Raw genomic sequence first — 21,930 nt, 5'->3', positions numbered from 1 at the left:
AAGTTGGTTGTATATCTTTTGAAATTGCTTTCTCATTGTGAAGCATGACAGGCAAATTCCAATTCCTTTATATATAGATTAAAAAGTGTAATTAACATTAAGCTGAAAAGTGGTTCCGTTAAATCCAAACTGGTTTACCTCCCAGGGATATCTGAACCTTCCTCCAAGATCTGTTACCACATCTCCTTTGCTGTCTATGACATCCGGATAAATATTAAATAAATTATTTACAACTCCGGAAACTTTAAGGTCATTCGTGATTTTATAGGTTAAAACGATGTCTGTAACTACTTTACCAGAGAATGTCTGATCTTTGGCCGGATCAGTGGCGTGCTGCCATGTCACTGAACCAAAATAGGTATTATTAAGGTTAAAATTAAACTTTGTAATATCATACGAGAGACTCAGAATCGTTTTTGTTTTCGGTCTTGCGGAGATAATTCTGGATTGTTCTTTTCGATCAAAAAAGTTGTCTGAGTAACCATTTTGGGCCAAAATAGGCGGAACGGCAATATTATCTACTATTTTAGTTTCGTTATAATTGAAAGCCGCAATAATTCCCAGTTTTCCTTTGCCAATAGCAGAAGTATTATAATTAGCAACAAAATCTACCCCCTGAGTCACTGTATTCACAGCATTGGTGAAAAACTTCAGGGAAGTTATTTTATTATTGTTTAATATTACTTCTACAGGGTTTGTCAGATCCGGACTTCCCGGAGCGCCAGTTTTATAACCAATATCTCCTGAGAAAAGTACTCTGTCTTTAATTTTTATTCTATAATAATCTGCTGTAATAGTAAGGCTTTTAAATGGTTTTACGGCTAATCCCCCGGTAATGTTAAAGGCTTTTTCAGCATTTAATTTAGGAACCCCAAGGTCAGATCTTATAATTTGAGAGTCATTATTAAAAGTACCCTGATTCGCTACTGTATTTCCTGTAATTTTGGTTTGAACATTGGAATAATAAATCTGGTGTAATGAAGGGGCACGGAACCCTGTAGAAACAGATCCACGGAAAACCAATTTATCATCCAGCAATTTATACCTTGCATTTCCTTTCCAGGAAACATTATTTCCGAAATCACTGAAATTTTCATACCTCACCGTTCCTCCAACTAATAAGTTTTTTGTAATATCCCATTCCGCATTCAAATAAGCTCCGATATTCTGACGGTTTTTATTGACTTCATTTTGAGGCTGCAGCCCCGGAAATGATTCTGCACCACTTCCTATATAAGAGGCTTCTTCTCCTGCTCTTGCCTGATAGTTTTCGTTACGCACTTCAGCTCCTGCTCCTAAAACAAGCGCACCAAAATCCCGGCTGATATCTATATTTCCTATAATATTACTGAACTGGTGACCACCAACTTTAAAATAAGTTGGGGAATTTGCACCTAAAGAAGTATTAATGGTATTTGCTACAGCATAATCTACTGCATTAGAACCAAAGGTTGCACTCCCATCAAAACTCCATTTTCCAAACATCCCTTTCCATCCGGAGGTTAAATTATAATCATAAACATCTGTTTTAAATTGCGGTTGGAATCCGTTGTAAGCTTGTCCTTTTGGAGTTAATAAACCAAAATCTGAAGTTACCCAATAAGGTGTTCTGTATAAAGCAAAACTGGTCCCATTTCTGTAGGTTGTCCCCCCAAAAGCATAAAATTTGCCTGTTTCACCTGTTGGGAGTTCAAAATTCACAAACATATTACCCACTTTGGTCTCCGGCTGCCCTATAATCATTCCTAAACCGGGATTGGCCTGAGTCCAGGCATTATCCACACCAAAAAGATCATCTTTTGTAATAGATCCGGCACGATTCGTTTTATTTTGAGAGGAAAATCCGAAGGTAAGATTCAGACTTCCTGTTTTTGCTACTCTGATTCCAGTATTAAAATCTGCTCCGATATTAAAACCATCTCCTTTTGAAGTAATTCCTGAGAAAAGATTGACTGTGCTTTTTCCAACACTGTTCTTAAGAATAATATTAATAACTCCGGCAATAGCATCAGATCCGTACTGTGCAGATGCACCATCCCTCAATACTTCTACGTTTTGCAAGGCTGCTGAAGGAATACTTTTCAGATCTGTACCTACTTCCCCTTTTCCCGGGGTATCATTTACATAAATTAAAGCACTTTGATTTTTTCTTTTACCATTCACCAAAACCAAGGTTCTGGAAGGCCCTAATCCTCTTAAATCTGCCGGATCAAAGTGAGCTGTTGCATCAGAAACGGTTTGTTGTGATGAATTGAAAGAGGGAACGGCATAGGTTAAAGCTTTATCAAAAGTTACCTGTCCTGTGGATTTTAATTGTACGGCGGAAATATTATCAATAGGAATTGCTGAGGTAATGATGGTTCTGGGCTTGGTTCTACCCGTGGTAACTACCACTTCATCTATTTTATTTTGTTTTATGCTGTCCTGAGCATATCCCATTGCACCAGCTCCGCTTAATACTAATGCATAGATTTTTCCATTAAATAAATTATTTCTCATACCAATTATTAATTATTCAATAAATCTAGTAAAAAAATCAACATTAAATATGAAAATAAAAAATATAATATCAATTCAATTTCATATTTGCGAAAATTATACCATTTCATTAAAACAATAATTAATATACAAAACGTAAAGTAATTTATTAATAACGTGAAAAAAAATAAATCAATAGCATCACATTTGTATAAAAAAATCAATTAGTTGACATCTGAAATAAACATGATTTTAGTCGTTCTGATAAAATAGTTTTCAACGGGTTGAGATTGCTTCGCCTGTGGCTCGCAATGACTGGAAATGCCTGGGAAAAAAAAATGGCCGGTAAAAACCGGCCATATCCAAATTATTTATTTACCTCTACGTACTGTATGATGGTCTGATTTTTTGGGTTGTAGATGATTGTACTACTATTAGGAAATCTCTTCAGTTTATAATATTCAATATTCTTATCATTCTTAATATCTTCCAGAAGACTGGTATCAAAGGTATTGTCAGGAAGAAATTTTGATACAAAACTTAGTTTATCCACAATACTTTGCCCATCAATTTTACGGGCTTTCTTATCAGATTTATTTTCATCTGCAGTAGGCTGCCCTTCCAGAAAAGGAAGCAATACGGCAATATCAGCTTTGTATTTGAATACATATCCTTCAGGTCTCCCGGGAATTTTAATTTTCTTTCCCTTTTCTTCTGAAACTATAGCGTTTCCTGTATTGGGGAAAACCTCGTTGAACTTCACATCCTGGGAATTGGTTAAGGAATTGATAGATTCATTGACCGTATTTTTTACTGTTTCCTCTACTGCCTGCTGGGCTTTTTGCTGCACAGTTTCGGTTGTTTTCTGAACGGTTTGGTCTATTTTTTCTTCAATTTTATTACACGATACTAATAAAAGAGTGGTAATAACAGGCAAAATATACTTCTTCATAATTCTAATTGATCATTTCTTTTTATTAATATACCCTCTTCTAACGGAAAAGTAGTCAGGTATATTTTAGCAAAGGAAAAATATTTTTTTCAATACTCAAAATACTACTGACAAACTGTTGTCATAACTCCCGATTACCTTTGTATCAACAACAAACAAAAACAATACATTATGACAACTACAGCAACAGCCACAAAACAATTCATGACCACTGATCAGTTATTAAAAGACTGGCAAGGACACAGAAATCTGACAAGAAGAGTAATTGAAGCTTTCCCTGAAAAAGAATTATTTGAATTTTCAGTGGGCGGTATGAGACCGTTTGCAAAACTGGCAGTGGAGCTTATCAGCATCGCCGGACCTGCATTAAAAGGAATTGTAGAAGGAAATATGGAAGGATATAACGAAGAAGGTTTTAATCCGAAGACAAAAGAGGATATCTTAAAAAAGTGGGACGAAGAAACAGAAGTAATCAATCACTATTTTAATCAGATCTCTGAAGATCGTTTCCAGGAAACGTTCAATCTGTTCGGTCAGTATGAATTCCCGGTGTATGAAAACGTCCTTTATTTTATAGACAACGAAATCCACCACCGTGGCCAGGGATATGTGTATCTGCGGGCATTAGGAATTGAACCGCCTTTCTTCTGGGAGAGATTTTAATTAAGTTGAAACGCCAATTTATTGATCTGCTTTCCTCTTAGCTTTTAAACCATTTCATCTATTTGCATAACTCAGTCAACTTAACCTCAGCAGGAATCTGTTGGGGTTTATTGATGTCTTTCCGTCATTCTTACAAGTAGTTCATTGAGTTTTGTCCGAAGGCTTTCCGGCTCCAGAACTGTGGCATAATCTGCGAAGGTAATCAGCCAGCGTGGAAATCCGTCTGCCATCCATTCCGTTTCAAAGGTCAGTTCTACACCATGTTCTGTTTCCACTTCTTCTACCAGGCCATAATATCTTTTAGAATTTACAAGGTGACCCATGATTTTCTTGTCGACCAGAAGTTTAGCCTTCACTTTATTTCCATGCGATTTTCTATAATCATTGATCTGGCCGTATTCCTGTAAAAAAGGAGTCTGTGTTTTGGAGATCTGCTGAATTCTGTCTACCCTGAATTGCCTGAAGTCTTTTCTCAGGATACAATATGCCATGGTATACCAGAAATTGAACTCAAAGAAAATTCCTACCGCTTCTATGGTTCTGTTGGTCACTCTGCCATCTACCGTCTGATATTCTATATTCAGCTGGGTTTTCTCTGCGATACTTTCCAGAATAATAGGAATAACATTTTTAAGAGAATCTCCCGGACTTGAATGAGCGCTGAAAACATCAATCTGTTTTTCAATATTCTGAATCAGACTTTTATCTGAATACCTCAGTACTGAACGGACTTTCTCCATAGCTGCCTGATAATGATTCCCTAAACTTTGATGCGAAAATTTCTGCATCAGTTTTTCCGCCGTAATGAAACTCAGTACTTCTTCTTTGGTAAACATAATGGGTGGCAGTTTATAGCCTTCCATTAAAGAATAACCATTCCCGGCTTCTCCTACAATAGGAATACCTGCATTTTCCAGGGTTTTCACATCACGGTAAATGGTTCTGATGCTCACGTCAAATTTGTCAGCCAGATCCTGTGCCCGCACAACTGGTTTAGACTGAAGCTGGGTAAGAATAGCCGTTACCCGGTCCAATTTTTTAAGATAGTGATCGTTCATATTGCTTCACAAAGCTAAAATTCTTTTTTGAGGTATGACTTATCCTACAAAGGCTTTTTCAATTAATTTTCCTTATAAGTATTGACCAGTTTATCCAGATTTAAACTGCGGGCAGATGCATCAAAAATTTCACGGTAGGTTCCATCTTTATTATAAAGTTCATCATGGGTTCCGTTCTCCACCACTCTCCCTTTTTTCATCACATAGATGGTATCCGAATCCAAGATCTGGGATAAAGAATGGGAAATTATGATTACAGTTCGCCCTTCTTTAATAGCATCCAGAGAGTTTTTGATCTGCTCTGTGGCAATGGCATCCAGACTTGCTGTAGGTTCATCCAGAAAGATAATCGGGGGATCTTTCAAAAATAATCTTGCGATGGCAATTCTCTGCTGCTGACCACCTGAAAGCTGTGTTGCATCATGTTTATAGCCATCAGGAAGATCCATAATCTGGTCATGCAGATATGCTTTTTTGGCAGCTTCCTCTATTTGTTCAAAACCTGCATTCATATCCCCATAGCGGATATTGTCTTCAATACTTCCCTGAAAAATATGATTACGCTGTAACACCAGCCCCAGATCACTTCTCAGAAAGGTATTATTATAATCATTCAGATTCACGTCGTCAAGTAAAATTTCACCGGAATCCGGAAGATAAAATTTGCATAAAAGATTAATCACTGTTGATTTTCCCGCTCCGCTCAGCCCTACCAAAGCAGTTGTTTTTCCGTTTTCAATTTTCATAGAAACATTATGAAGCGCTTTTGTACCGTTGGGATAAGTAAAATCAACATTTTTCAGTTCAAAAGTTCCCCGGATCGCTTTTTCTACAAAGTTTCCGTTCGGTTCTGTTTCGTCATCAGCATTTAAAATATCAAAATATCCTTCGGCATAAATCATGGCATCATTCATATCATCATAGATCCTGTGCAGCTGGCGGATAGGTGCCGAAACATTGTTGAACAGCATAATATGAAGCATGATCGCTCCAATGGTCATTTGCTGATCCAGCACCAGGTAAACGGTCAGCAGAATGATCAGAACCACTCCGAACTGTTCAATAAATGTCTTTAAACCGTCGTAAATAAAATTGGTCTTTCTGGTGAACATCTGGCTTTCCATAAGTTGCATCTGAAGGTCATACTGCTTTTTACCTTCAAATTTTTCCCGGACAAAACTTTTAATCACCATAATAGAATTGATCAGATTCAAAAGACCTGAAGTTTTTTTCTCCCGTTGATTTCTAAGCTGTCTTCGGACTCCGCTCAGTTTTTTAGCCTGTAAAGAACTTATGTAAAAATAAATAGGAACAATAATCGTAGAAACAGCTCCTACATAAACATTCTGCATATACATAATGATAAGCGCAATAATCGCATTGGAAAACAAGGGAAGAATATCTATAAAAAAATTTTGAACCAGTCTGGTAAGACTTTCAATCCCACGGTCTATCCTGATCTGTAATTTTCCGGATTCATGATTTTCATCGTTAAAATAGGCAACTTTATACGTCAGAATTTTGTCAATAGCAGATTGTGCCAAAACAGAACTTACATTGATCCTGATCTTTTCCCCATAAAATTTCTGTCCGAAATTGATAAAGATGTTCAACAATTCTTTTCCCAGTAAAATAATGGAAATAACAATCAGGATATGAATACCCTCTGTCATCGGATGTGGGAGATGGGTAAGGTTGGTCACCTCATCTACGGTATACTTCAGAACAATTGGGTTGACCTGTGCTGCAAGAGCTCCCAAAAATGTAAGGAACAACGTCCCATAAATCATGGGGCGGTAAGGTCTGATGAAAGGAACTAGCTGCTTATAAATTCCGAATAAAGTAACGGTTCTGTTGAATGGTTTTGCCATAGGAATTATTTAAACTGAAAAACGTACCGTTTTCAAAAGAAAAAGGTACGTTTTTATTATGATTTTAAACTGTTAAATGTTTAAATTTTATCCTTCATACATGTAGGTTGTAAGATAATGCAGTTCCGGCTGGCTTACTTTTTTGGATTCTGCTTGTGCCTGCTCCAGAGAATATTGTGAATTGATTTCTTTTTTCTGGAAAACAAATGAATTGTTTGCATTTTTATCCACTACCTCGCTGAAGATATGCTCGATCTCTGAGTTTCCTAATGAAGCAAAACTTACATCTTCAAAACCATACATCAGTCTCAGATTATCATACTCCCTGAAGTTTTCGTCAACAAATCCCTGCAGGTGAGTTTTTGAATCAAAATTCCCTGCCCAGATATTGTAGGCATACCTTTTCTTCTTTGGTTTATCTAAAATACTCTGATAGACGAAGTTTTCACCAAGATAAGCTTCTCTTACCTGCGGATCGTTTGCAAGATCTTCCGGAAGTCCTTCTTTCAGGATCTTTCCTTCAAACATGATATAGGTTTTGTTGGTAATCGCAAGGGTCTGCTGTACGTTGTGGTCGGTAATCAGAATTCCGATATTTTTATCAACCAGGCTTCTTACGATTTTCTGGATATCTTCTACGGCAATCGGGTCTACTCCGGCAAACGGCTCATCCAAAAGAATAAAGTTCGGGCTTGTGGCAAGACAACGGGCAATCTCCGTTCTACGTCTTTCCCCCCCGGAAAGAAGATCTCCTCTGTTTTTACGGACATGCTGTAAAGAAAATTCTTCGATCAGCTCATCACATTTGATCTGCTGCTCACGCTTTGAAAGCTTGGTAAGCTGCAATACGCCCATAATATTTTCTTCTACAGACAGTTTTCTGAAAACGGAAGCCTCCTGTGCCAGGTATCCGATTCCCTTCTGAGCCCTACGGTACATGGCATCGGTAGTAATCTCCTGTTTATCCAGGAAAATCTTCCCTGAAGTGGGCTTAACCAACCCTACGATCATATAAAACGATGTGGTTTTTCCTGCTCCGTTCGGACCCAGCAAACCTACAATTTCTCCCTGTTGAACCTGTACAGAAACGCCTTTTACAACTTTTTTAGGACCGTATTCTTTGATTAAGTTTTCTCCTCGTAAAATCATAGGGCAAATATATCAAAAATATAAACTTCACTTATATGTTAATGTAAACTTGTTTGCGTTATATGTAAACTTATTCACTTCCCAATCACTGTAACTTTTCGTGATTTCCAACTACTTATTATGAAACAAACCAATTCATTATAAATACTAAGAAATGGAAAATTACGGTTATACGAAAACAGAAAACACAGGAAATCAGCAAACCAATATCCCATACCGTTCGGAGAAAAAACTTCCTGCTGCTATATTGGGAATTCTTGTAGGATGGCTGGCTTTGAATAAATTTTATCTGGGATATACCAAAGAAGGTATTATTCAGCTGATCCTGAATGTGGTTACTTTAGGTGCAGCATCCATTATTCCTTTTATTGAAGGTATTCTTTATCTCTTTATGAGTGATAGACAGTTTGATGACACTTATGTTTACGGAAGAAAAGGCTGGTTATAAAAAACAGTTTTCTTTTTATTGTCAATTTTTATTTCCATAATTTTAATCAGCATCAAATCAAGAAAGAATTATTATGGAAAATAATCAGGAACTGACAGATCTGCTGGCATTGGATCTGGGAGTCAGTATTACTAATCGCAGGCCTTATGCAAAAGAAGTGTTCAAATGGCAGGACATGGATCTTCTTCCTCATTCTTCTACAGATACCCTGCTTTGTGAGATTTTTGAATGGAACGGGCGAAACTGGAGAACTACGGGAAACAATCTTATCGGATATCTTTTTTCTGACGGAGCTTTAAATACCGTAAAGGAACAACTGATCAATACTCCAAAACATCCTGCCCTGATCCCTGATTTCGAATTTACCAGAGAAAGTATGATCGAATACGGTCTGTCACTTCCCTCTTTATTCAACATCGGAGTAAACGGAAATATAAAAAATGCAAAAAGTTTTTCCGTAAGGGTAAATAATGTAACCAAATCAAGAATAACGAATATTGATTCTCCCGGAATTGAAATTCTGAAAAATTATTCTCTTTTTACCCAATCAAAATCTAAGACATACAGAAAGAATATTAAGTTTAATTACCTGAGTACCTCATTATTCTATGCCGAAAGTGTGGAAATTTTCCTGGAAAAAGAGGCTGCCTCCGGATTAGACCTCAGCTTTCAGACCAAAGATGTAGAAATTGATGCCAAAACAGATACTGATACCCAAAAACATTTTGTTTTAAAATACTCCGGAAATCAGGCTCCTTTTGCAGCAAAATTCACAAAAGGAAAGGATTTCAACATAATGTGATATTTTTTTATTACTTTAGGATCGCTAAACCCATAAAATTTTAAATTAATGAAAAAATTAACGAAAAAAGATCTGAAGAACATTAATGGTGGAAGTTTAAGATTCCCTGATGCAAATGGAAACTGCCCGGCAGGATGGTATCTGTGTCCTACCAATATTTGTGTAGATGATAATGGCGGACAAGACCCTATTCATGAGGGACACCGTCATTACACCGCATGCTTTGGGAACGGTTAATCAGAAAAAAGGAGGTTGTTTTTATTACAACCTCCTTTCCTTTTTATACTGAAATCATTAGTCGATGCTCTGTTATGCATGGATATATCCGATTCCGTAATTTAATGCTTATTATTTATTCAACAGGATTGCAGCTTCTTTTGCAAAGTAAGTAAAGATCATGTCTGCTCCTGCTCTTTTGAAACAGGTCAAACTTTCAATGATCGTCTTGTCATTATCCAACCAACCGTTCTGGGCAGCAGCTTTTACCATGGCATACTCTCCACTTACGTTGTATACTGCAATCGGAAGATCAATAGCTTCACGCACTTTGGAAACAATATCCAGATAAGGAAGTCCCGGTTTGATCATGATCACATCTGCTCCTTCTTCAATATCCTTAAATACTTCATTCAATGCTTCACGGGTATTGTGGAAGTCCATCTGGTACGTTTTTTTATCTTTCGGAATTTCCATATCATCTTTCGGAGCACTGTCTAAAGCACTTCTGAAAGGACCGTAGAAAGAACTTGCATATTTGGCAGCATAGCTTACAATTCCTACATCTGTAAAACCGCTTTGTTCCAGTGCTTCACGGATCACCTGTACTCTGCCATCCATCATATCACTTGGTGCCACAAGGTCTGCACCTGCTTCTGCGTGGGATACTGACATTCTTGCCAGAGCATCATTGGTTGCATCATTTAAGACTTTTCCGTTTTCAATGATTCCGTCATGGCCATAGATCGAATATGGGTCTAAAGCTACATCCGGCATAATAATCATTCCCGGAACTGCATCTTTGATAGCTTTTATTGTATTCTGCATCAAGCCGTCTTTGTTCCATGCTTCTTTTCCTGTATTGTCTTTCAGATGTTCTGACACTTTCATGTACAAATTGACAGCTTTTACGCCTAAAGAAAATAATTCCTTACATTCCTTCACTGTCAAATCTATACTCCGCCTAAAAATTCCCGGCATAGACGGGATTGCCTCCTGCTTGTTTTCGCCCTCCATTACGAAGATCGGCATTACAAAATCATCAGTTGTAAGCACATTTTCTCTTACCAGACTTCTGATAGATTCATTAACTCTAAGTCTTCTATTTCTTGAATGTATCATTTTGGAATACTTTTTGAATAAGTTCTACAAATTTAATATAAGTTCTATAAAAAACTATTGTATGAGATTATAGAATTTGTTACATTTGTTATATATATTCGAGAAATTATAAATTTGATGAAAAAATTTTTACTTTTAATTTTATTTGTAGGCACTTTTGTTGGTTTTTCCAACAATTTACAAGCTCAGCTTAGAGAGCCGAGTTCCACCACCCAGAAAGCGGATGATGGAGTGTTGCTTGCCTATCCAAATCCTGCAAAGGACTACCTTATCATTAAGGCAAAAGATTCTTCTTTAAGAATCAAAAGTGTGACTTTTTATTCTATTTTGGGTATGCAGGTCGCTAATTATACAGTGAATATGAATTCCGGTGAGATCAATATTGAAAAACTGAAGCCCGGAAAATATATGATCCGTTATATTTTAAGTGACAATACGCAGAAAGTTACCCAGATCGTAAAACAATAAATTAAAATCCTGATAATCATCAGGATTTTTTCTTTTCCCTTAATCTCGTTTAATATTTCCGTAACTTTAAGGACTTTTTTCTACTAATTGTAAAAAAATAACTTAATGCTAAGAGCTGAACATATTAAAAAGACCTATAACGCCGGAAAAAAGGTTGCACTGGATGATTTCAGCATCCATGTTCCCAAAGGCAGTATTTATGGCCTTTTAGGACCCAACGGAGCCGGAAAGACTTCTTTCATCCGGATTATCAATCAAATTACCCAAGCTGATTCAGGAGATATCTTCATTAACGGAGAAAAGCTGAATCCCAACCACATCAAAGATATCGGCTATATGCCTGAAGAAAGAGGGCTTTACAAGAATATGAGCGTAGGTGATCAGATCCTTTATTTCGGAGAATTGAAAGGAATGAGCAAAAATGATGCACTGAATGAAGCCAAAAAATGGTTTGATAAACTGAATATTGATCAGTGGTGGAAGAAAAAACTGTCTGAACTTTCTAAAGGAATGGCCCAAAAGATCCAGTTTGTAGTAACCGTACTTCACAGACCTCATCTTTTAATTCTTGATGAGCCCTTCTCCGGTTTTGACCCTGTAAATGCCAACTTAATCAAAGATCAGATCATCGATCTTAAAAATAATGGTACTACAATCATTCTTTCTACCCACAGAATGGAAAGTGTGGAAGAGATGTGTGACTACGTTGCTTTGATCAATAATTCTAAAAAGATCATTGACGGAAGGGTTTTTGACGTAAGAGAAAAGTTCAAGAAAAATATTTTCGGGGTTACACTTTCTGATGTCAGCAATGATCAGTTTGAGAGTTTCAAGGGTAAATATGAGATCTTTAATTTTTCAAATGAGAACAGCCTTGTTTCTTTTGATCTGAAAAATGAAGCGGATCAGAATAATATTCTTCTTGATCTTGTACATGTAGGAAAAGTAAGATCATTCGATGAAAGAATTCCTAGTATGAATGAGGTGTTTATTAATGCTGTAAGTAACCATTCCTAATTTATGAAAAATATTTTTTTAATTACAAAGAGAGAATTTCTTACGCAGGTTAAGAAAAAATCTTTCATTATACTGACTTTACTGGCACCTGTTATGATCATTGCCTTCGGTGCTGTGATCGGGTTAATGTTCAAGGCCAATGAGTCACACAGTATCATAGAGGTGGTTGACAAAAGCGGACTTTTCACGAATAAGCTGAAATCGAATGACAAGCTGAACTATGTATTTGTTTCTGCTGCCGATGAAAAATCGAAGATCAATAATTTAAAGGGCAATGAATCTCTGGATGGTATTCTGATCCTGCCTGAACTGAAAGACCAGAATTTCGATGCACTTGAAAAAGATACAAGGCTGGTCATCAATACTAAAATAGGGTTTGATACCAAGCAAAGGATCGTTTCTGACATCAGTGATGTTGTGAAAAAAGAAAAGATCAAGCAATTGGGGATTCAGGAAGCTCAGCTGAATGACCTGGATAAAAGTTTCAGCCTGAAAACCATTAATGTCAGCAACAATAACAAAGAGGATTCCGATCTTTCTTTCGGGGTAAAATCAGGCCTTAGTATGGTACTGATGTATGTAACATTCATGTTCATTATTATTTATGGAGTGAGGGTAATGCGAAGTGTTCTTGAGGAAAAGAACAACCGTGTTGTGGAAATTATCATTTCTTCTGTAAAGCCTTTTGAGCTGATGATGGGAAAAATCTTAGGAGTAACTTTTGTTGCGCTTACTCAGTTTGTGATCTGGATCACCATGTCTGTCATCGGAGCGCTGGTTCTGAATACAGGTTTCTCGCCGCTTCAAAAAGGTATTCCCGGAGGCAATGATGAGATTGCCAGCAAACTGGATATGGGGCAGCTTGCCACTCAGATCTCCCATAGCCTGCTTGAGCTTAATTTCCCATTGATCATCTTTGTATTTATCGTCTTTTTTCTCTTGGGATATATTTTCTACAGTTCAGTGTACGCAGCCATCGGCTCAGCAGTGGACAATGAAACTGAAACACAGCAGTTCACTTTATTTGCTATTTTACCGCTAACATTAGGAATGTATGGAAGTTTTACCTTAATGAATAATCCGGATGGGCCGTTAGGTTTCTGGTTATCTATCATCCCGTTCACATCTCCTGTTGCCATGATCGCCAGAATTCCTTTTGGAGTACCTGCGTGGCAGATTGCATTATCTATTGTATTATTGCTGGGAACAACGATTTTCATGATCTTCCTTGCCGGAAAAATCTACCGTGTAGGTATTCTGATGTATGGAAATAAAGCAACCCTGAAAGAGCTTTGGAAATGGATCAGAGGATAATCTGAGCAAAAGCTTAATATCAAAAAATAAAAAAGAGCAGATTCGCATCATGGCAAATCTGCTCTTTTTGTTTAAATATCAATTTTGATTTCTAATTATAAAGCAAGGGATAAACAAAATCTGAATGGTTTTGCTGAATGATTTTTTAATGCTCCTGCTTCCTACTTCAATTGATGCACCGTCCTTAAAAAGAGAAATCCCGGAAATAATTCCGGGATTTTATATTCTGAATAAAAAATTCTAATTGAATATATAGCTTAAGGTAAGTGCTAAAACCTGTTCTGATTTTTTCTTATCATTACCCTTAAGTTCTTTTTTAAGACCAGGATAAGTATCACCCAGACCTAAGTCATATTTAAGAGCAACTTCAAGCTGTCTCTTGTAGCTGTACCCTATTCCTAATCCTAGTCCCCAGTTAAAGGTTTTTGCTTTCCCATTCACGCCTGAAGGTTGTGAAGGGTCTGTAACGTCCGGATCATAATACGGTCTGGCAAGAGGAGCGTTTTTAACGTCCTGGCTTAGCAAGAAGTTAAATCTCGGACCTATCATTCCAAAGAATTCCGATTCAGCTTCTGAAAAGTATCCTTTGAAATAAAGAGGCACACTCAGATAGTTATTGGCATATACTGCGTCATAACCGTCTCTACCTTTAGCATCTTTATCTTTCCCGGTTTCTCCTGCACCGTAATACAGGACTTCAGGTTGTATAAAGAACTGATTTGCCTTCCCCACGGGGATTAATGCCAGAGCTCCACCTTGAAAAGTGTATCTCGGACCAGAGGGATTATGGGCGTTGGCTACTCTTGAGTAGTTTAAACCTCCTGTAACCCCAAATCTTGTACTTCCCCATTGCACCTGGGCAAAGGATAAAGCAGACAGGGTTAAAGCTGAGGCTAATAAAAGTTTTTTCATATGTTTTGGTTTTATATTATCCTAGAACTTTAGCTACAGTAGCACCGATGTCAGCAGGAGAATCAACAACGTTGATACCGTTTTCTCTCATGATTTCCATTTTTGCCTGAGCTGTATCTTCTGCACCACCTACGATAGCACCAGCGTGTCCCATTGTTCTTCCTTTTGGAGCTGTTTGTCCGGCGATGAATCCTACAACCGGTTTAGTAGATCCGCTTGCTTTGTACCATCTTGCCGCTTCAGCTTCAAGACCTCCACCGATTTCACCGATCATTACAACCGCTTCAGTTTCAGGATCGTTGATGAATAATTCCAAAGCTTCTCTTGTAGTAGTTCCGATGATTGGGTCACCACCGATACCGATTGCAGTAGAAATACCGTAACCTGCTCTTACAACCTGGTCAGCAGCTTCGTAAGTAAGGGTACCTGATTTTGAAACGATACCTACTTTACCTTTTTTGAAAACGAAACCTGGCATAATACCAATTTTAGCTTCTTCAGAAGTAATGATTCCAGGGCAGTTTGGTCCGATTAATCTGCAGTCTCTGTCAGCGATGTAAGATTTTACTTTTACCATATCAGCTACAGGAATACCTTCAGTAATACATACAATTACTTTGATCCCTGCTTCAGCAGCTTCCATGATAGCGTCTGCTGCGAATGCCGGCGGTACGAAAATGATACTTACGTTAGCTCCTGCTTTTTCAACAGCGTCAGCTACTGTGTTGAATACCGGCTTTCCTAAGTGCTCGCTACCTCCTTTTCCCGGAGTAACACCACCTACTACGTTTGTTCCGTATTCAATCATCTGACCAGCGTGGAAAGTTCCTTCGTTCCCTGTAAATCCTTGTACAATTACTTTAGAATCTTTGTTTACTAAAATTGACATTTTATTGTTGTTTTAATTTATTTATTATTTTATTAATGCTCACAAATTTACTCAAATTTCTTTGATTTTGGATAAAACCTTTGGAATTGTTTATTTGAGATTTCTCAGTTTTACTTCTTTTTTCAGGTAAGTCTTGAAATCTTCGGCAAACATCCCGATATAGGTACCTTTTTCAAGATCTCTGTTGACCCCGGTTTTTCCAAGAAGTACAGATCCACTTTCAATTTTATTCCCTGAAGCAATACCCACCTGTCCCCATAATGTAACTTCATCGCCAATGATGCAGCACCCGGCAATTCCGACCTGAGAAGCGATCAGGCATTTTTTCCCGATGATGGTATCATGTCCGATCTGAATCTGATTATCCAGAACTGATCCTTCGCCAATCACTGTGGAATCTGTAACACCTCTGTCAATGGTACATCCGTTTCCAATTTCCACATTATTTTCGATCACTACGTTTCCTACTGAAATCAAACGGTCAAAATTTCCGTTCAGCTTTCTGTAATAGAAGGCATCTCCGCCCAAAACGGTATTGGACTGAATAACGACATTATCACCAATCTCGGTTCTGTCTCCAATCACAACATTAGGGAAAATTAAGGTATTTTTCCCGATTTTCACATTATTTCCAATGACTGCGGAATGGTGAATTCTTGTTCCCTCTCCTATTTCAGCATCGTGAAGTTCTTCCGTGAAATTATAGATTCTTGTAAAATGGGTATTGATCCTGTTAAAGTCCCTGAACGGATCATCAGAAACCAGAAGTGCCTTGCCTTCCGGACAGTCTACTTCTTTATCGATCAAAATAATAGTGGCTGCAGAGTTTAGTGCTTTATCGTAGTATTTCGGGTGATTTACAAAAACAATATCACCTGGTTTCACCATATGAATTTCATTGGTTCCCAATACTTCAAAGTCTTCCGGACCAACAAACTGTGAGCCTATCAGATCTGCAATTGTTTTAAGCTTTTGCGGAGAATGGAATCTCATAACAATAGATTTTCTTATAAAACAAAATTCGGACTGCTGATGCAAACCGAATTTATGTAGATTGTATTTATTCTTTTACTCTTTCTAAGTAGCTTCCGTCTTCAGTGCTTACTTTAATTCTGTCTCCCGGTTCAATGAACAAAGGAACCATTACTCTTGCACCTGTTTCAACGATTGCATTTTTAAGAGCGTTTGTTGCAGTGTTTCCTTTTACACCCGGATCAGCTTCAATTACGTCCAGATATACAGACTGAGGAAGTTCAGCAGAAAGTGGAGTTTCATCAGCTTCCTTAAGGATGATGGTTACTTCTTCACCTGCTTTCATAAACTGAGCATTTTCGATCATCTCTTTGTTGATGTATAACTGAGAGAAGTCTTCATTGTTCATGAAGTGGAACCCGTTCTCATCATCATAAAGATACTGGAACTTTCTTGTGATTACTTTTACTTCATCAATTTTATGTCCTGCAGAGAAAGTATTATCAATTACTTTACCGTTAGTTACTGACTTTAATTTTGTTCTTACGAAAGCAGGTCCTTTTCCTGGTTTTACGTGAAGAAACTCGATTACTTTATAAATATCATTGCTATACTCAATGCACAGCCCTTTTTTGATATCGTTACTTGTTGCCATTAATTTATTTATATTACTTTTTAATTCTATTTGTTCAGAATCATATTCAGATAGGATTCCATGAGATCACGGGTAACTGATGCATTCAGTTTTATTTTCCCAAATTCGTTTGCAAAAACATTTTCATCCGATTTAAAATAATCTGTTTCTTTTTTAAAACCGTTATTTTTAATAAAAAGGGTATTCAAGCTTTGACTGATACTCAGATTTATATTCTTTTTTGAAAATGATTCTGTCTGATTATTCTGCTGTTGATCCAAACCTGATAATTCCAGTTTTTTACGATCATGGTTCAAGTTCAGCTTACCTTCCACCTGTCCGGAAACATAGCCGGAAGAAAGAAACAGGCCCATGAATATCAAAAGCGTTTTTTTCATATTATTCTTTTCCGGTTCCGTATCCTTTTACGATACCTCTTGGAGAGTTTTGAATAAACTGTAGAATTTCATCTCTTTCAGCCGTTGGCAGCATTTCTTTCTCAATATGGGAAATAGCCTGGGAAACGTTCATCTTCATCTGGAAAATTGCTCTGTAGATTTTCTGGATTTCGAAGATCTTTTCATTTGTAAATCCTCTTCTTCTCAAACCCACAGAATTGATCCCCGCATAAGACATAGGCTCTCTTGCTACTTTTACATAAGGCGGAATATCTTTCCTTACCAGAGTACCTCCGGAAATCATTACATGTTTTCCGATTTTACCAAATTGGTGAACCGCTGATAAACCTCCCATTACTGTATAGTCTCCAATCTCCACATGTCCTGCAATACCACACCCGTTTACGATGATAACGTGATCTCCAATAACGCAATCATGTGCAATATGCGAAGTAGCCATAATAAGGCAGTTGGCTCCTATTTTAGTATATCCTAAAGCCTTTGTACCTCTGTTTACCGTGACACACTCTCTGATTGTTGTATCATCACCTATAATTACCTGGGTATCTTCACCATCAAATTTCAGATCCTGAGGAATTGCAGAGATTACTGTCCCGGGAAAAATCCTACAATTTTTCCCTATTCTTGCACCATCCATGATGGTTACATTAGGACCAATCCATGTTCCTTCTCCGATTTCTACATCCCCTGCAATGGTAGTGAAAGGTTCTACGATTACATTTTTGCTGATTTTCGCACGTTTATCTACGGCTGCTAATTGATGAATCATTTAATCAACTTTATTTTTTGCAACTTGAGCCATAAGCTCTGCTTCTACTGCCACTGTATCTCCTACATATCCATACCCCTGCATATGAACAATTCCTCTTCTGATAGGCTCTATCAATTCAATTTTGAATATAAGCGTATCTCCTGGAATTACTTTTCTTTTGAATTTCACCTTATCAATTTTGATGAAATAGGTAGAATAGTTTTCAGGATCGGGAACACTGGCCAGTACAAGGATTCCTCCTGTCTGTGCTAATGCTTCTACCTGCAGAACACCAGGCATTACGGGTTCTTTAGGGAAGTGTCCTACGAAGAACGGCTCGTTCATCGTCACATTTTTCAAACCTACTACGTGTGAGTCTGAAAGCTCAAGAACTTTATCAATTAATAAGAACGGAGGTCTGTGAGGCATCAGCTTCATAATTCCGTTGATATCGAATACCGGCTCCTTTGTCAGGTCAAAATCCGGAACGTTTTTCTTTTTTTGCAATTTCCACTGTCGGTTTAGTTTTTTCGCAAACTGGGTATTCACATAGTGTCCCGGTTTGTTGGCAATAACTTTACCTTTTATTTTTACTCCTGCCAGAGCAAGGTCACCGATTACATCAAGTAACTTGTGTCTTGCCGCTTCGTTAGGATAGTTTAAGTTAAGATTATCAAGAATACCGTTTGGTCTGATGGATACATTGTCTTTTCCAAAGGCTTTCTTTAATTTTTCGGTTGTTTCAGGAGTAAGATCTTTATCTACATATACGATTGCATTGGAAATATCTCCACCTTTGATCAAACCATGATCTAAAAGCATTTCCAATTCATGCAGGAAGCTGAAAGTTCTTGCTGATGAGATCTCGTCTTTAAATTCTGAAATATTTTTAAGAGTGGCATTCTGGGTTCCTAAAACTTTAGTCCCAAAATCTACCATGGTAGTTACTTCGTAAGTATCTGAAGGAATGATTGTGATTTCCGAACCTGTAGCCGGATCACTGTATGTAAGAACTTCTTTTACCACAAGATATTCTCTTGCTACACTTTGTTCTGCTACTCCAACACTTTCGATTGCTTCAACAAAGTACTTTGAGGATCCATCTAAAATCGGAGGCTCGGAAGCATCCATTTCTAAAATTGCGTTGTCAATATCACAACCTACTAAAGCTGCTAAAAGGTGTTCGCAAGTGGTAATCTTTACCCCTAATTTTTCTAATGTAGTTCCTCTTTCTGTAGCTACAACATAATTTACATCTGCTTCTACCTGAGGATGTCCCTCCAGGTCTGTTCTTACAAATACAAAACCTGTATTTTCTTTGGCAGGTTTAATGGTAAGTTTTACTTCTTTACCCGTGTGAAGACCAATTCCAGAAAGAGTTACCTCTTCCTGAAGTGTTTTTTGCATATCACTCATTAGTATTATCTTTTGAGTTATTCTCAAGATTATTTATTCTGTTTACGATTCCAGGCAAGTTCCTGAAATGAACATAGCTTCTCAAATAGTCATTATAGCTGATTGCCGGCGAGCCATACAATGTTTCCCTGTCATTAACGCTGGAGTTTACACCACTCTGAGCCTGAATTTTCACCTGATTGCCTATTTTGATATGTCCTACAACGCCTACCTGACCTCCGATCTGGTTCCAGTCACCGATCGTAGTAGAACCGGCAATTCCCGCCTGGGCAGCAATTACGTTGTTCTGACCAATTTTTACGTTGTGGGCAATCTGAATCAGATTATCGATTTTCGTTCCTTTTCCAATGATGGTAGAACCTATCGTAGCCCTGTCTATACTACAGTTGGAACCAATTTCCACGTCATCTTCAATAATAACGTTTCCCAGCTGCGGAATCTTTTTGAATCCTTCAGCGGTTGGCTGAAATCCAAATCCGTCACCTCCTACTACCGTATTGGAGTGAATCACACAGTTATCTCCGATGATACAGTAATCGTAAATTCTGGCACCACTGTCTATTTTACAGTTTTTGCCGATCTTTACGCCTTTTCCTATATACACATGCGGATAGATCTGTGAACCTTCCCCGATTTTAGCTTTCTCAGAAACATAGGTAAATGCTCCGATATAGGCTTTATCACCAATCACAGCTGTATCATGGATGGATGAACCATCTTCAATACCTTCTTTTCTTCCTTTCATTTCCTGATACAAATTCATCAGAATCTGAAAAGAAAGGTAGGCATCCTTTACAACGATTAAGGTAGGGATATAATTATTTTTGTCCAGAAGTTTTTCCGAAACGATGATAACAGAGCACTTTGAGGTATCTAAAAAGTGAGAAAACCGATCTTGTGCGATAAAAGACAGATGTCCTGATTCCCCATTTTCAATTGGTGAAACCCCTGTAATAAGTGCATTCTCGTCACCTATTATTTTTCCGTCAATAAAACTTGCAATTTGCGAAGCTGTAAATTCCATATTCTGCAAAGATAAGAAATTCTATAATTTGCAAACATTTTTTGGTTTCAGATCGTAAATTTTAATATTATTTAAGAGTCTATCCGGGAGATCTCTCTTGGAAACATAAGAATGTGACGGGTTGTTTTATTGATCATAAGCCCTGATAAAAGCTGATCTTCAGACTCATGAAGTTTCATTTTTTTACCATTTTTCTGCAACAGGTAAATCGGTTGCTTTTCGGTATCATAAGGTAAAAGTTTCCTTTTTATTTCATATACCAGTTCCTGCCCGTTATCAATTCCGAAAAATTTGTTGGTATTTTTCACTTTCTCAGCAATAACTTCCTCATGAAAAGGTTGTGATGAAATGATGGTTTTGGGTAAATTTCTCTGGATCACACATTGGCACCAGTAGGATAATACAAAATCTTCCGAGTTCTGCCATTCTTTCATAGCCTGAATCACATCGTTATCATCAAGTTTTGTGAATCTTTCTATATCTTCATCTGTTGCGGCACTCTTACCACGGTACAGAAAGTATTTCAGATGATCTGTTGCCGGAAGTTCAGCCCCCCGGGAGATCAGATATTTTGCTCTTTCAAGAATCTTCACCAGAAGAAACTCTGCCAAAGCTGATGTTTTATGATAATACACCTGCCAGTACATGAACATTCTGGCGGTAAGGAAATTTTCAATAGAGTAAATTCCTTTTGCATCAATTACCAGTTCTCCTTCCTCACAGACATTCATCATCGAAATAATTCTTTGGGTATTTATATTTCCTTCCGATACGCCGGTAAAAAAGCTGTCTCTTTTCAAATAATCCAACCGGTCTACATCCAATTGAGATGAGATCAGCTGATTAAAAAATTTTCTGTGGTATTTCCCCTGAAACATTTCAATAGCCATAGACAACTGCCCGTTGAATTCCTCATTCAGCTTATTCATCAGCAATAAAGATAATTTTTCGTGGTGCCAGTCATCCATCAGCATACTTTCCAAAGCATGGGAAAACGGACCATGACCAATATCATGCATCAGAATAGCCAGCATTGCCCCTTTTTCCTCTTCCTCAGAAATTTTCACCCCTTTCTGCTTCAATGTCTCCAAAGCGGTAAACATAAGATGCATTGCTCCTAAAGCGTGATGAAATCTTGTATGAGTAGCTCCCGGGAAAATCAGATTCAAAAGTCCGGTCTGCCCTATCCTTCTTAATCTCTGAAAATAGGGGTGCTCAATGATATCAAATAAAATTTCGTGGGGAATTTTGATAAATCCGTGAACGGGATCATTGATGATTTTTAGCTTATTCTGCATTGAAACGTCAGTATTAGTAAACAAAGTTAGGCATTTTAAAATATAAGCTTTTATTAA

General features: G+C 37.5%; 21 protein-coding genes and 1 pseudogene. 7 read left to right on the top strand and 15 right to left on the bottom strand.

Features of this window, described 5'->3' with window-relative positions; translation table 11 throughout:
* Positions 1-78: 78 nt before the first annotated feature.
* Complete coding sequence (locus tag ACTJJF_RS10580; RefSeq protein ID WP_440699631.1) at positions 79-2,499, bottom strand: TonB-dependent receptor plug domain-containing protein; 2,421 nt, start codon at positions 2,497-2,499, stop codon at positions 79-81.
* Between the two features lie 346 nt (positions 2,500-2,845).
* The gene (locus ACTJJF_RS10575) at positions 2,846-3,430 is read right to left on the bottom strand and encodes a hypothetical protein (RefSeq protein ID WP_440699630.1); all 585 of its coding nucleotides are present in this window, start codon (positions 3,428-3,430) and stop codon (positions 2,846-2,848) included.
* Positions 3,431-3,601: 171 nt separating this feature from the next.
* Here ACTJJF_RS10575 and ACTJJF_RS10570 point away from each other — a divergent pair, with 171 nt between their 5' ends.
* Positions 3,602-4,093: a DinB family protein gene (locus tag ACTJJF_RS10570; protein ID WP_440699629.1), complete on the top strand. Its 492-nt coding sequence runs from the start codon at positions 3,602-3,604 to the stop codon at positions 4,091-4,093.
* Between the two features lie 107 nt (positions 4,094-4,200).
* Here ACTJJF_RS10570 and ACTJJF_RS10565 read toward each other — a convergent pair whose 3' ends face one another.
* The 3 genes and pseudogenes from ACTJJF_RS10565 to lptB form a co-directional block, all read right to left on the bottom strand.
* Positions 4,201-5,151 (bottom strand): helix-turn-helix transcriptional regulator, encoded by a 951-nt coding sequence (locus ACTJJF_RS10565; RefSeq protein WP_440699628.1) that lies wholly within the window; start codon positions 5,149-5,151, stop codon positions 4,201-4,203.
* 62 nt (positions 5,152-5,213) lie between these two features.
* On the bottom strand, positions 5,214-6,941 hold the full coding sequence (locus ACTJJF_RS10560; RefSeq protein WP_312302421.1) for an ABC transporter ATP-binding protein: 1,728 nt from the start codon (positions 6,939-6,941) through the stop codon (positions 5,214-5,216).
* Between the two features lie 504 nt (positions 6,942-7,445).
* Positions 7,446-8,171, bottom strand: a pseudogene (gene lptB, locus ACTJJF_RS10555) (LPS export ABC transporter ATP-binding protein); the annotation flags it as partial.
* A gap of 154 nt (positions 8,172-8,325) precedes the next feature.
* On the opposite strand from lptB, the gene ACTJJF_RS10550 reads away from it, so the two are divergent.
* The 3 genes from ACTJJF_RS10550 to ACTJJF_RS10540 all read left to right on the top strand — a co-directional run bounded on the left by ACTJJF_RS10550 (position 8,326) and on the right by ACTJJF_RS10540 (position 9,658).
* Positions 8,326-8,619 (top strand): TM2 domain-containing protein, encoded by a 294-nt coding sequence (locus tag ACTJJF_RS10550; protein WP_440699627.1) that lies wholly within the window; start codon positions 8,326-8,328, stop codon positions 8,617-8,619.
* A 73-nt stretch (positions 8,620-8,692) separates the two neighbouring features.
* Positions 8,693-9,421, top strand: coding sequence for a hypothetical protein (locus ACTJJF_RS10545; RefSeq protein ID WP_440699626.1), 729 nt, complete (start codon positions 8,693-8,695; stop codon positions 9,419-9,421).
* 48 nt (positions 9,422-9,469) lie between these two features.
* On the top strand, positions 9,470-9,658 hold the full coding sequence (locus ACTJJF_RS10540) for a bacteriocin (protein ID WP_312302380.1): 189 nt from the start codon (positions 9,470-9,472) through the stop codon (positions 9,656-9,658).
* A 111-nt stretch (positions 9,659-9,769) separates the two neighbouring features.
* Here ACTJJF_RS10540 and hemB read toward each other — a convergent pair whose 3' ends face one another.
* The gene (gene hemB, locus ACTJJF_RS10535; protein WP_440699625.1) at positions 9,770-10,759 is read right to left on the bottom strand and encodes a porphobilinogen synthase; all 990 of its coding nucleotides are present in this window, start codon (positions 10,757-10,759) and stop codon (positions 9,770-9,772) included.
* A 117-nt stretch (positions 10,760-10,876) separates the two neighbouring features.
* On the opposite strand from hemB, the gene ACTJJF_RS10530 reads away from it, so the two are divergent.
* The 3 genes from ACTJJF_RS10530 (at position 10,877) to ACTJJF_RS10520 (ending at position 13,558) form a co-directional block, all read left to right on the top strand.
* On the top strand, positions 10,877-11,227 hold the full coding sequence (locus tag ACTJJF_RS10530) for a T9SS type A sorting domain-containing protein (RefSeq protein WP_312302387.1): 351 nt from the start codon (positions 10,877-10,879) through the stop codon (positions 11,225-11,227).
* Positions 11,228-11,332: 105 nt separating this feature from the next.
* Positions 11,333-12,244: an ABC transporter ATP-binding protein gene (locus tag ACTJJF_RS10525; protein WP_312302390.1), complete on the top strand. Its 912-nt coding sequence runs from the start codon at positions 11,333-11,335 to the stop codon at positions 12,242-12,244.
* 3 nt (positions 12,245-12,247) lie between these two features.
* Complete coding sequence (locus tag ACTJJF_RS10520) at positions 12,248-13,558, top strand: ABC transporter permease (RefSeq protein WP_440699624.1); 1,311 nt, start codon at positions 12,248-12,250, stop codon at positions 13,556-13,558.
* A 240-nt stretch (positions 13,559-13,798) separates the two neighbouring features.
* On the opposite strand, the gene ACTJJF_RS10515 is transcribed toward ACTJJF_RS10520, so the two are convergent.
* From ACTJJF_RS10515 to ACTJJF_RS10475, 9 genes are all read right to left on the bottom strand, one after another.
* Positions 13,799-14,470: a porin family protein gene (locus ACTJJF_RS10515; RefSeq protein ID WP_440699623.1), complete on the bottom strand. Its 672-nt coding sequence runs from the start codon at positions 14,468-14,470 to the stop codon at positions 13,799-13,801.
* 16 nt (positions 14,471-14,486) lie between these two features.
* Positions 14,487-15,359: a succinate--CoA ligase subunit alpha gene (gene sucD / locus ACTJJF_RS10510; RefSeq protein WP_034735515.1), complete on the bottom strand. Its 873-nt coding sequence runs from the start codon at positions 15,357-15,359 to the stop codon at positions 14,487-14,489.
* Between the two features lie 90 nt (positions 15,360-15,449).
* Positions 15,450-16,352 carry a UDP-3-O-(3-hydroxymyristoyl)glucosamine N-acyltransferase gene (locus ACTJJF_RS10505; RefSeq protein ID WP_276163102.1) on the bottom strand — a complete coding sequence of 301 codons (903 nt, stop codon included), beginning with the start codon at positions 16,350-16,352 and terminating at the stop codon, positions 15,450-15,452.
* 67 nt (positions 16,353-16,419) lie between these two features.
* Positions 16,420-16,986 (bottom strand): elongation factor P, encoded by a 567-nt coding sequence (gene efp / locus ACTJJF_RS10500; protein WP_065398948.1) that lies wholly within the window; start codon positions 16,984-16,986, stop codon positions 16,420-16,422.
* 26 nt (positions 16,987-17,012) lie between these two features.
* Positions 17,013-17,363, bottom strand: a complete 351-nt coding sequence (locus ACTJJF_RS10495; protein ID WP_440699622.1) for a hypothetical protein — start codon at positions 17,361-17,363, stop codon at positions 17,013-17,015.
* Position 17,364: 1 nt separating this feature from the next.
* Positions 17,365-18,153, bottom strand: a complete 789-nt coding sequence (lpxA, locus tag ACTJJF_RS10490) for an acyl-ACP--UDP-N-acetylglucosamine O-acyltransferase (protein ID WP_047095900.1) — start codon at positions 18,151-18,153, stop codon at positions 17,365-17,367.
* Positions 18,154-19,551 (bottom strand): bifunctional UDP-3-O-[3-hydroxymyristoyl] N-acetylglucosamine deacetylase/3-hydroxyacyl-ACP dehydratase, encoded by a 1,398-nt coding sequence (locus ACTJJF_RS10485; RefSeq protein WP_312302408.1) that lies wholly within the window; start codon positions 19,549-19,551, stop codon positions 18,154-18,156.
* Positions 19,544-20,575 carry a UDP-3-O-(3-hydroxymyristoyl)glucosamine N-acyltransferase gene (gene lpxD / locus ACTJJF_RS10480; RefSeq protein WP_312302410.1) on the bottom strand — a complete coding sequence of 344 codons (1,032 nt, stop codon included), beginning with the start codon at positions 20,573-20,575 and terminating at the stop codon, positions 19,544-19,546. Before lpxD ends, ACTJJF_RS10485 begins: the two co-directional genes overlap by 8 nt.
* Before the next feature lie 71 nt (positions 20,576-20,646).
* Positions 20,647-21,873, bottom strand: a complete 1,227-nt coding sequence (locus tag ACTJJF_RS10475; protein ID WP_440699621.1) for an HD domain-containing protein — start codon at positions 21,871-21,873, stop codon at positions 20,647-20,649.
* Between the last annotated feature and the right edge of the window lie 57 nt (positions 21,874-21,930).

Source organism: Chryseobacterium sp. 22458, assembly GCF_052044975.1.
Lineage (GTDB): Bacteria > Bacteroidota > Bacteroidia > Flavobacteriales > Weeksellaceae > Chryseobacterium.
The sequence above is the reverse complement of the archived record's forward strand: the minus strand, read 5'-3'. Positions and strand labels throughout refer to the sequence as shown.